Below are 9,145 nucleotides of genomic sequence, written 5' to 3' on the forward strand. Positions count from 1 at the left end.
CGTGGCAGGTTCCGTACCACCTCTGTCATTAACGCCACATCCGGGACGGTTTACGACACCACGCTTGAAACATAAAGTGACCGTCCTGAACATCGTTTTCACCCGCCGAAGGATGGTGGTGGTCCCGTGGGGCGTCCCGAACGAGTGCTTGACCCGGACGCCGGTCCGGTGCAGCGCCTCGCCCATGAGCTGCGCGAGCTGCGCAAGGCCGCGGGCGGGCCGTCGTACCGGAAGATGGCCGAGGTCGCGGGATTCTCGGTGACCTCGCTGTCCGAGGCCGCGTCCGGGCGCAAGCTGCCCTCGCTGGCCGTGTTCCAGGGCTATGTACGGGCCTGCGGCGCCGACCCCGGCGAGTGGGAGACACGGTGGAAGGACGCCGACGCGGAGGCCGCGGGTACGGTCCGGCCGGAGGCGGCGGACGCCGCGCCCCCCTACCGGGGCCTCGCCCGTTTCGAGCCCGGCGACCACGCCCTCTTCTTCGGCCGGGACCGCCTGGTCGGCCAGGTCCACGAGCTGGTCACCGCGCACCGTTTCGCCGTCGTGTTCGGCGCCTCAGGCAGCGGCAAGTCGTCCCTCCTCCGGGCCGGACTGATACCCCTCCTGCGCTCGGAGATCGCCCGCTACGGCTGCCCGGCCGTCCTGCGCGTCCTCACCCCGGGCGCCACCCCGGCCCAGACGTACGGCCATCTGCTGACCCCGAAGAAGGGGGAGCCGGAGAGCTGGGTGGTGGTGGACCAGTTCGAGGAGGTCTTCACCCTCTGCCGGGACCGGCGGGAGCGCTCCCACTTCCTCGACCTGCTGCTCGCCGCCCGTAACCCGAAGAGCCGACTCAAGGTCCTCATCGCCGTACGCGCCGACTTCTACGCCCACTGCGCCGAGCACCGCGAACTCGCCGACGCCGTGCGCGGTGCGGGCCTCCTGGTCGGCCCGATGAGCGCGGACGAGCTGCGCGAGGCGGTCGTCGGGCCGGCCCAGGCGGCCGGACTGCTCGTCGAGCGGGAGCTGACCGCCCGGATCGTGGACGAGGTCCTCGACCAGCCCGGCGCGCTGCCCATGCTCTCCCACGCCCTCCTCGAAACCTGGCGCCGCCGCCGCAGCCGCATGCTCACCCTGGCCGGGTACGAGGCGGTCGGCGGTGTCCTCGGCGCCATCGCGGCGACGGCGGAGGACGTGTACGGCCGGATGTCCGAGACCCAGGCCCGCACGGCCAGGCAGTTGCTGGTGCGCCTGATCGAGCCCGGCCAGGGCAGCGCCGACACCCGCCGCCCGCTGCTGCGCGCCGAACTCGACGAGTGGCACGGCGACGACGTACCCGTCGTGCTGGACCGGCTGGCCCAGGCCCGGATGCTCACCGTCGACGAGGACGGCGTCCAGCTCGCCCACGAGGCGCTGATCACCTCGTGGCCGAGACTGCGCTGCTGGATCGAGGAGAACCGCGAGACCATCCGCCACCACCGGCGCCTGACCGAGGCCGCCCGCGCCTGGCTGGAGCACGACCGCGACCCCGGCGCCCTCTACCGGGGCAGTCGGCTGGCCCGCGCCGAGGAACTCTTCGCCACCGACCGCAGCGCCCTGACGGCCTCCGAGTGCGCGTTCCTCACGGCCGCCCTGGACGCCCGCGAGGCGGAACGCCGGGCCGCGACCCGCACCGCCCGCCGCTCCCGCACTCTCATCGGCGCCCTGTCCGCCGTACTGGCGGTGGCCCTCGTCATCGGCCTCGCCGCCTGGACCCAGCACGAGGACAACCAGGACCGGCGTACGGACGACGCGGCCCGCCGGGTCGCCGAGGTCGCCGACGGACTCCGTACGACCGACCCGCGCACCGCGATGCTGCTGGGCGTCGCCGCCTGGCGGATCTCCCCGCTCGCGGAGGCCCGCCGCGCCCTGCTCGGCTCCCTCACCCAGCCCGAACGCGGCACCTTCACCGACCCGGCGGCCCTCGGCGACACCGTGCGCGTCCTGGTCGACGACGGCCGTACGCTGCTCAGCGCGGGCGGCGGCGAGTGGCGGGCCTGGGACCCGGGCAGCGGCCGGCGCACCGCCTCGGGCCGGCTGCCCGCCGGTACCGACCTGGTCACCGCGGGACCGGGCGCGCGGGTGCTCGCGGTGGCTGACGGCAGGGGCGTCCGGCTGTGGGACACGGCCGGCCACCGCTGGACCGGCGGCTCCGACCGGCTGCCGGCGAACTGGGCCGACGTCCGTATCGCCCCCGACGGCACGACCTTCCTCATCGGCACGACCGCCGGCCGGGTCGAGCTGCGGTCGGTCGCGGACGGCCGTCCTCTCTTCACGACGCGGGGCTCGGCGGACCTGTCGGACGTGGCGGTGGGCCCGGACGGCCACCGGGTCGCGGTGTGCCCGGCGGGCCACGCCCCGCAGCTGTGGGACGTCCGCGCGGGGGATGCCGTTCCGGTCCACGGCTCGTGGGAGCGCTCCCTGAAGCTGTGCGACGAGGACTCGACGGTCGTCTTCGGCGGCGGCGGAGGAGGCGCAGGGGAGGGCGGCGGCGGGGCCCGGTTCGCCGTCCTGTCGGACACCGGGCGGCGGGCCGAGGGCAACGGCACGACCGGTACCAGCGGGAACACCGGTGTCCGGGTCTGGGACGCGGACACCGGCCGCCAGGTCGCCGACATCCGCTCACTGGGCGTGGATTCCGCCGTGTTCAGCCCGGACGGGGCGATGCTGGCGACCGCCGACGACAGCGAGGTCCGGGTCTGGCGCCTCGGCGGCCAGGGCACCCCGGTCTTCCGGCACGCGCTGAACAACCAGACCCTCTCCGCCCCCCTCACCTGGACCCCCGGCCGCCACCCCGCCCTGCGCTACCTGGAGGAACGGACCGTCCACACCCTCGGCCTGGGCCCGGTCGCCCACGTGGCCTGGCGCGAGCACCCGGCGGACGGCGTCCTGCTCAGCCCCGACGGCAGCACCGTCGCGACGACGGAACGCACCGGCACCCACTACCGCTTCAGCCTGCTGAACACCCACGGCACCGGCATCGGCAAAGGTGCCGCCACCGCCCTCCCGCCCCCACCACCGCCGGTCTCCGACGACGGCTCCCGGCCGGTGGACCCCCGGGGCACGATGCCCGTCACCGCCTTCAGCCCCGACGGCACGGCCTTCGCGTACGGGGTCTCCGCGCCCGGCGTCCAGACGGCGCCGCAGCGCGTCACGGTGTGGGACGTGGCACGCCACCACGTCCGGACGACCCTGGACCTGCCGAACCCGGCGTCGGCGGGAGCGGTGGCGGGCCTGGCCCTGGGCCCGGCGGGCCACCGCCTCTACGCCACCCGGATGTCGGCCGCCGGTGACCTTGAGGACGAGGTGTGGGACGTGGCACGGCACCGCAGGACCGGCACGCTGAGCGGCCTGGAGGGCATGCCGCTGGCCGTCCGCCCCGACGGCCGCCTCCTGGTCGGCAACAACCGCACCGCCCGCCTGCCCTCCGGCCGGGTCACCTCGCCCGACCTGGTCCAGGGCGCCCAGATCGGCGCCCTGGCCTTCTCCCCCGACGGCTCCCTCCTGGCGGCGGGCGACTGGGCGGGCCGCGTCGCCCTGTGGGACGGCGACCTGCGCCGGAGCACGGGCGTGATGCGCAGCGTCTTCCCGACCCCGCTGGAAGGAGGCCCGGAGGGAGTGGACGCCCTGGCGGTCAGCCCCGACGGCCGCACCCTGGCGGTCGCGGGCGACCTGGGCACCCTCCAGCTCTGGGACATCCCGACCCGCCAGCCCCTGGGCGGCCCGCTGACCACCCCCGGCGACGAGATCAGAACGCTCGCCTTCGCCCCGGACAGCACGACCCTGTACGCGGGCAGCGACCACGTCCCCGTCCAGCGCTACTCGATCGACCCGGCGGACGCGGTACGGAGGGTCTGCCACCGGACGGGGGGTACGGGCCTCACGCGGGAGCAGTGGCGGACGTACATCCCGGACACGGGGTTCAGGAAGGTGTGCGACAGGCCGCGAGACCGCCGGTGACCGGCCGTCATAGGGGGGTCCAGGCCCGCCGGCCCGCGTCGTTCGTGCCGTACCAGTAGTGCGGCAGTCCCTTGATGCTCGTGGTGTGGAACGGGCGGCCCCGGTCGTCGATCCGGATCGTGCCGGTGCGGCCCTGCGAGGACCAGTCGAGTTCGAGGTACCAGCGGGCGTCGTACGTCTGGGTCGTCGCGTCGACCAGCAGCACCTCCGGGTCCTCGGCGGAGACGCGGTACGGGAAGCGCACGGCCGGGAGGGTCCGTCGCCCGTCGCTGCCGTCCTCGGGGCGGGTGACGGGGCGGTTGGCGTCGAGGTTCACGGTGAAGCGGCGGGGCGTGAGGTCGCTGCCGCAGCCCTGGTCCATGGCGTACGCGCTCCCGGCGGCCGGGGTGCCTCGGCTGACGACGCGGACATGCAGCGCCTCCAGGACCACGGCGGTGGACGACCGCCCCTGCACCGAGATCCGCACCTGCGTCCGCCGCCCGTGCACCGCACCCTGCGCCGCCGCCCACGCCCCGGCGTCCTGCTCCACCGGAGGCGGCGGCACACGCGCGGGCGGCTCGCCGATGACGTAGTCGTGACCGCAGCCCTTGTCCCAGACCAGGGAGTCGGTGGTCCAGGTGAGGGGTGGGGTGGCGGTGGGTCGCGGCTTCGGCCGGGGGGTGGGTGAGGAGGGGGTGTCGTCGGACAGGAGGGATGTGCTGCTGAGGGTGGCGAGCAGGGCGGAGGTGATGGCGATGGACGTGAGGAGGCGTCGGCGGCGGTACCAGGGGCGGGGCGCAGGAGGGGAAGGGGGAGGGGGAGCGGGAGTGGGGGCGTCCGTGACGGGTGCGGGTGCGGGTGCGGGTGCGGGTGCGGGTGTTGGTGTCTCTGGTGCCGCCGGACCGGCCGGACCAGCCGTGGCGGCCCGCTGTCGAGCGGCCACCGCCGACAACCACAGGCGGTGCAGGTCGAGCCGTTCCTCCGGGGTGGCCCCGGCGAAGGCCGCGAGCCGTTCCACGGGTGCGAAGTCCTGCGGGACGGCGTCGCCCGCGCAGTACCGGTGCAGCGTGGAGGTGTTCATGTGGATGCGGCGGGCCAGGGAGCCGTAGCTCCGGCCCGTGCGGTCCTTCAGCAGGCGCAGCAGCGCCGCGAACTCCTCCACCTCGTCCGGAGTCGACACAGTTACCCGTCCTCCCGTTCTCCCGCATCCCAGGCACTCATATCCCTGCACGTCAGACGGGCTGGGACGGTTCCACCGCCGACGGCCGTTGTGCCGGACTCGGGTGACTGCCAATGCTCTTGGTGTCGCATCCGCAGCACCAGAGAAGGAACACGCACATGAACGAGAAGTCTCCCGTACGCCGCCGTCCGGTCCGCCGAGCGGCCGTCGCCGTCGGCCTGGCGCTGGCTGTAGGACTGGGTGTGTCGGCGCAGTTGCCGGCGCAGGCGTCTGTGAAGGCCCCTGCGAAGGCCGCTGCTAAGGCCCCCACGGCCGTCGCCGCGCAGCAGCCGATCAGCGGTACGCGCGGCCAGGCGGTGACCCGGGTCGCGGACTTCTACGGCGCGTACATCGACGCGAAGGGCGACTACACGGACCCGGACAGCGCGCTGGCCACGGCGCTGCGCAAGCACTACCTGACGACCGACTTCGCCAAGCGGCTGGCGGCGTGGGAGCAGAAGAACGGGGTGGACGGCGTCCTGCGCGCCCAGAACGTCCCGGTGCGCTGGAAGGTGACCGACAACGGCGCCGTGGGGATGGGCCACGAGGTCGTCGTCACCCTGACCTACGGCAGCGGCGGGACGACCCAGACCACGAAGCTCTTCGTGCTGCTGGAGCGGTACGACCACATCAGCGCCATCGAGACCACGACGGCGGGCTGACGGCGGAGTCGTTCACTCCTGGTCGATGAGGCTGTGCCGCTGGACCAGCCAGCTGATGGCGGTGAGGCGGCACACCGCGTAGTCGTGCCCGACGGGTTCGCGCCAGTCGAGTTCGTCGAGCGCGTCGAGGAACCCGAGGGCGTAGTCGGCGAGGTCTTCGCGGCGCGGCTGCCGGGGGACGAGCCCGGGCCCGCCGGCGGCGATCCGCTCCCTGACCTCGGCGACGTGCTGGTCCACGGCGGCCGTGAAGGCGGGCTCGAACGCGAACTCCGCGAAACGGGGCGCGAACGCGCTGCTGATTCTGGCCAAGGGGGACATCGCTCAAAGGTATGCGGGAGGAGGGGGCGTAAGGAGGGGGGTATGTCATGGTTTCCGTCACACCACCCTTTCGTCGTGGTCGTTCTTGGCGGTGCAGTGGAACCAGACGGTCTTTCCGATACGTGTGGGATGCGAGGGCAGGCGGTACCAGCCCCAGTGATCGGTGACGGCGTCGACGAGCATGAGTCCTCGTCCGCGTTCTTCGTCCACAGCTGTGGACAACTCCGGGTCGCGCGGATCGGTGTCGGTGACCTCGACGAGGACCCCGTTGTCCCGCCGCATGATCAGTACGCCGGCCCGCCGGTCGGGGACATGCCGTACGACGTTCGACACCAGCTCGGTCAGGGCGAGCGTGGCGGAGTCGGCGAGGTCGGACATGCCCCAGGCGTTGAGGTACGTACGGAGGATGCAGCGCAGGTGCCGGGCCGAATGCTCACCGAGGGTGAAGTTCATGCCGTACCTCGGCCCCAGCGGACTGCCGCTGTCTTCCAGGTCAGTTACGTGATTCACGTCACCAGAGTGGATTGCCGTGATTACGCTGGGCTACAGCGTGAATCCAACGACGCGAAGCGTTGCTCCGGGAGGTGGCCCGAGTGCCCAACATCCGTCAACTCGACCCCAGCGCCTCCCCGCTGGACTACTTCGGCTTCGAGCTGAGGAGAAGGAGAGAGGAAGCGGGGCTCAGTCAGGCGCAGTTGGGTGGGTGCATCTTCTGTACGGCGTCTCTGATCGGCCAGATCGAGACGGCGAGGAAGGTTCCGACCAGGCAGTTCGCGGAGCGGGTGGATGTGGCGCTGGGGACGGGAGGGGAGTTCGGCCGCCTTATCGGGCTGGTGTTGCGAAGCCAACTCCCGCACTGGTTCCAGGCGTACGCGGAGATGGAGGCGAGGGCCACATATATCTCCACGTATCAGTGCCAGTTGGTGTACGGCTTGCTCCAGACCGAGGCGTACGCCCGCGCGGTCCTGGCAACAGGTAACCCGAAGAACCTCGATGATCTGATCGCCGCGCGCATGGAACGCCAGCGCATCATTCGGCGCGAGCAGCCACCGGTGACCCTGACGGTTCTCGACGAGGCGGTGCTGTACCGCTCGGTGGGCGGAACGGCGGTCATGCGAGAGCAACTTCAGCACTTGTTGGATCTCCGGGACGAACGCTGCATCCGTTTGCAGGTGCTCCCCTTCAGGGTGGGCGAACACGCGAACTTGGCAGGCTCGTTCAACCTCCTGCGCTTCGACGACGACCCGGACATCGTCTACACCGAGGACGTGATCTCAGGCCACATGACTGCTGCCACGGAAACTATCCGCGAAGCCACTCTTCGTTACGCTAGCTTGCAGGCCGACGCCCTCTCAGTAGAGGATTCGGCGGGATTGATCAAGCACGTACTGGAGGAGCGTTATGGGCAGCACGTCGGATCCGACCAACGTCCTGTGGCGTAAGTCCAGTTACAGCGGCAACACGGGTGGCGACTGCGTCGAGTGCGCCTCTCTCGGCACCGCCGCCTGGCACAAGTCCTCGTACAGCGGCAACACCGGCGGCGAGTGCGTCGAAGTCGCCTCCCTCAACCCCCACATCGCCGTCCGCGACTCCAAGGCCCCCGGCGTCGGCACTCTCACGCTCACGCCGGAGGCATTCGTCGCCTTCGTGCTGGGCGTGAGTACGTGAGACTAGCCGGGCGCCTCCTCTCCTTTTGGCGTCAGCGGCATCTGCGGGCCGAGTGGGCCGAACTGAAGAGGCTGGAGGAAGCTGACGAGCGAGGGGAGCCACTGGTGATCCCGGAGAGTACCGTCGCGCCGCCTCCCGGGGGTTGGTTCCCGTGCCCCTGCTGTGGACATCAGACGTTCGGCGAGCAGGGGGGCTACGAGATCTGTGCCGTCTGCTTCTGGGAGGACGATCTGTCCCAACTGCGGTGGCCGTGGGGAGGCTTCGGCGCCAACGCGGTGTGCCTGGTGGACGCCCAACTCAACTACCAGCGCCTCGGGGCGATGGAAGAGCGCTTCCTCAAGGACGTACGGCCTCCGGCGAGTGATGAGCCGCTGGATCCCGGATGGCGCCCGATCGATCCGTCGCGAGACTCCTTCGAGACGCCGGCGGAAAGTCGCGGCGAATGGCAGGACGACGCGACGCTTCTGTACTGGTGGCGTCCGACGTACTGGCGGGCGGGCGAGCGTCCTGCGGCGCCGCCTTCTCCTTCGCAGGACTGAGCCGGGTCTGTTCGGACGCCTCACTGTTCAACCGTCCACGCGACGGGCGAGCGGGCGGGACATCCACTACTGCGAGTGCGTCGAAGCCGCCCCCCCCTGAACCCCCACATCGCCGTCCGCGACTCAAAGGCCCCCGGCGTCGGCACCCTCATGCTCACGCCGGAGGCTTTCGGTACGTTCGTGCGGGCGGCGGCGCGTACCTGCCAGGGGGGAGCGCGGGCGCATCCTCAGCGCTTGATGCGGCCCCGGATCGCTAGGACTCCGAGGGCCAGGAGCGTGGGTTCGAGGAGGCGGGAGGCCATCTCGACGTAGGTACCGGCGGTGGTGAGGTTCTGCCCGCTGGAGCGGAAGACGACGGAGTTGACGGCGACGCGGGTGGCTTTCTCCGCGCGGGCCCAGGTCATGCGCTCGCGCCAACCGCCGTGCAGGGCGGGGGCCGGGGTGCTGGTGTCGAGGCTGATCCTGCCGCCCTGGACCGTGCCGGTGGTGGTGGGGTCGGGGTCGTGGGTGGGCAGGCCGCAGCCCATGAGGAGCAGTACCGTCAGGGCCATGGCGGCGAGCAGCCAGGTGAAGGCGCGCGAGGCGCGCAGGCCGTAGCCGGACAGCAGCCAGTACCCCCACAGCAGGCGGCGTTCGCCTTTCGTGGTGCCGGTGGCGTCGTGGCGGCGCATCTGTCGGGTAGGCCCCGCCCCTCTCGGGACGAGGCCCCCCTCAGAACCGTGCGTGCGGGTTTCCCCGCACACGGCTCAAGCAGACCGCGGGGACAGCACGTGATTCTGCTGTTG

The 9,145-nt window shown here is 71.8% G+C and carries 10 protein-coding genes; 6 read left to right on the forward strand and 4 right to left on the reverse strand.

Annotated features, from left to right (window positions below; genetic code table 11):
- Nucleotides 1-126: 126 nt before the first annotated feature.
- Nucleotides 127-3,975 (forward strand): nSTAND1 domain-containing NTPase, encoded by a 3,849-nt coding sequence (locus CW359_RS38260; RefSeq protein WP_105974831.1) that lies wholly within the window; start codon nucleotides 127-129, stop codon nucleotides 3,973-3,975.
- Between the two features lie 7 nt (nucleotides 3,976-3,982).
- On the opposite strand, the gene CW359_RS38265 is transcribed toward CW359_RS38260, so the two are convergent.
- The gene (locus CW359_RS38265; RefSeq protein ID WP_105974832.1) at nucleotides 3,983-5,134 is read right to left on the reverse strand and encodes a helix-turn-helix domain-containing protein; all 1,152 of its coding nucleotides are present in this window, start codon (nucleotides 5,132-5,134) and stop codon (nucleotides 3,983-3,985) included.
- A gap of 158 nt (nucleotides 5,135-5,292) precedes the next feature.
- Between CW359_RS38265 and CW359_RS38270 the strand changes: the two genes are divergently transcribed.
- The gene (locus CW359_RS38270; protein WP_105974833.1) at nucleotides 5,293-5,835 is read left to right on the forward strand and encodes a hypothetical protein; all 543 of its coding nucleotides are present in this window, start codon (nucleotides 5,293-5,295) and stop codon (nucleotides 5,833-5,835) included.
- Between the two features lie 12 nt (nucleotides 5,836-5,847).
- Here the strand turns inward: CW359_RS38270 and CW359_RS38275 are convergent, their stop codons facing one another.
- Together CW359_RS38275 and CW359_RS38280 are read right to left on the reverse strand one after the other, a co-directional pair.
- Entirely contained in the window at nucleotides 5,848-6,153 is a 306-nt protein-coding gene (locus CW359_RS38275) for a DUF6401 family natural product biosynthesis protein (RefSeq protein ID WP_105974834.1), read from the reverse strand.
- 57 nt (nucleotides 6,154-6,210) lie between these two features.
- The gene (locus CW359_RS38280) at nucleotides 6,211-6,663 is read right to left on the reverse strand and encodes an ATP-binding protein (RefSeq protein WP_232838787.1); all 453 of its coding nucleotides are present in this window, start codon (nucleotides 6,661-6,663) and stop codon (nucleotides 6,211-6,213) included.
- Between the two features lie 83 nt (nucleotides 6,664-6,746).
- Between CW359_RS38280 and CW359_RS38285 the strand changes: the two genes are divergently transcribed.
- The 4 genes from CW359_RS38285 to CW359_RS38300 all read left to right on the forward strand — a co-directional run bounded on the left by CW359_RS38285 (nucleotide 6,747) and on the right by CW359_RS38300 (nucleotide 8,672).
- Entirely contained in the window at nucleotides 6,747-7,595 is an 849-nt protein-coding gene (locus tag CW359_RS38285) for a helix-turn-helix domain-containing protein (RefSeq protein ID WP_105974836.1), read from the forward strand.
- Nucleotides 7,555-7,821, forward strand: coding sequence for a DUF397 domain-containing protein (locus tag CW359_RS38290; RefSeq protein ID WP_105974837.1), 267 nt, complete (start codon nucleotides 7,555-7,557; stop codon nucleotides 7,819-7,821). The genes CW359_RS38285 and CW359_RS38290 overlap by 41 nt, the downstream gene beginning before the upstream one ends.
- 104 nt (nucleotides 7,822-7,925) lie before the next feature.
- Nucleotides 7,926-8,360, forward strand: coding sequence for a CPCC family cysteine-rich protein (locus tag CW359_RS38295; protein WP_232838788.1), 435 nt, complete (start codon nucleotides 7,926-7,928; stop codon nucleotides 8,358-8,360).
- Between the two features lie 75 nt (nucleotides 8,361-8,435).
- A complete protein-coding gene (locus CW359_RS38300; RefSeq protein WP_232838789.1) occupies nucleotides 8,436-8,672 on the forward strand; it encodes a DUF397 domain-containing protein in 237 nt (78 codons plus the stop codon).
- On the opposite strand, the gene CW359_RS38305 is transcribed toward CW359_RS38300, so the two are convergent.
- Nucleotides 8,588-9,031 carry a hypothetical protein gene (locus CW359_RS38305; RefSeq protein WP_105974838.1) on the reverse strand — a complete coding sequence of 148 codons (444 nt, stop codon included), beginning with the start codon at nucleotides 9,029-9,031 and terminating at the stop codon, nucleotides 8,588-8,590. The two genes, CW359_RS38300 and CW359_RS38305, sit on opposite strands and share 85 nt — an antisense overlap.
- Nucleotides 9,032-9,145: the final 114 nt, after the last annotated feature.

Origin of the sequence: Streptomyces geranii, from assembly GCF_002954775.1 — a bacterium.
Lineage (GTDB): Bacteria > Actinomycetota > Actinomycetes > Streptomycetales > Streptomycetaceae > Streptomyces > Streptomyces geranii.

Excerpts from the sequence above, each read along its gene's own strand:
- CW359_RS38290 (WP_105974837.1), top strand. The coding sequence starts at position 7,555 with ATGGGCAGCACGTCGGATCCGACCAACGTCCTGTGGCGTAAGTCCAGT.
- CW359_RS38305 (WP_105974838.1), bottom strand. The coding sequence starts at position 9,031 with ATGCGCCGCCACGACGCCACCGGCACCACGAAAGGCGAACGCCGCCTG.
- CW359_RS38270 (WP_105974833.1), top strand. The coding sequence starts at position 5,293 with ATGAACGAGAAGTCTCCCGTACGCCGCCGTCCGGTCCGCCGAGCGGCC.
- CW359_RS38275 (WP_105974834.1), bottom strand. The coding sequence starts at position 6,153 with ATGTCCCCCTTGGCCAGAATCAGCAGCGCGTTCGCGCCCCGTTTCGCG.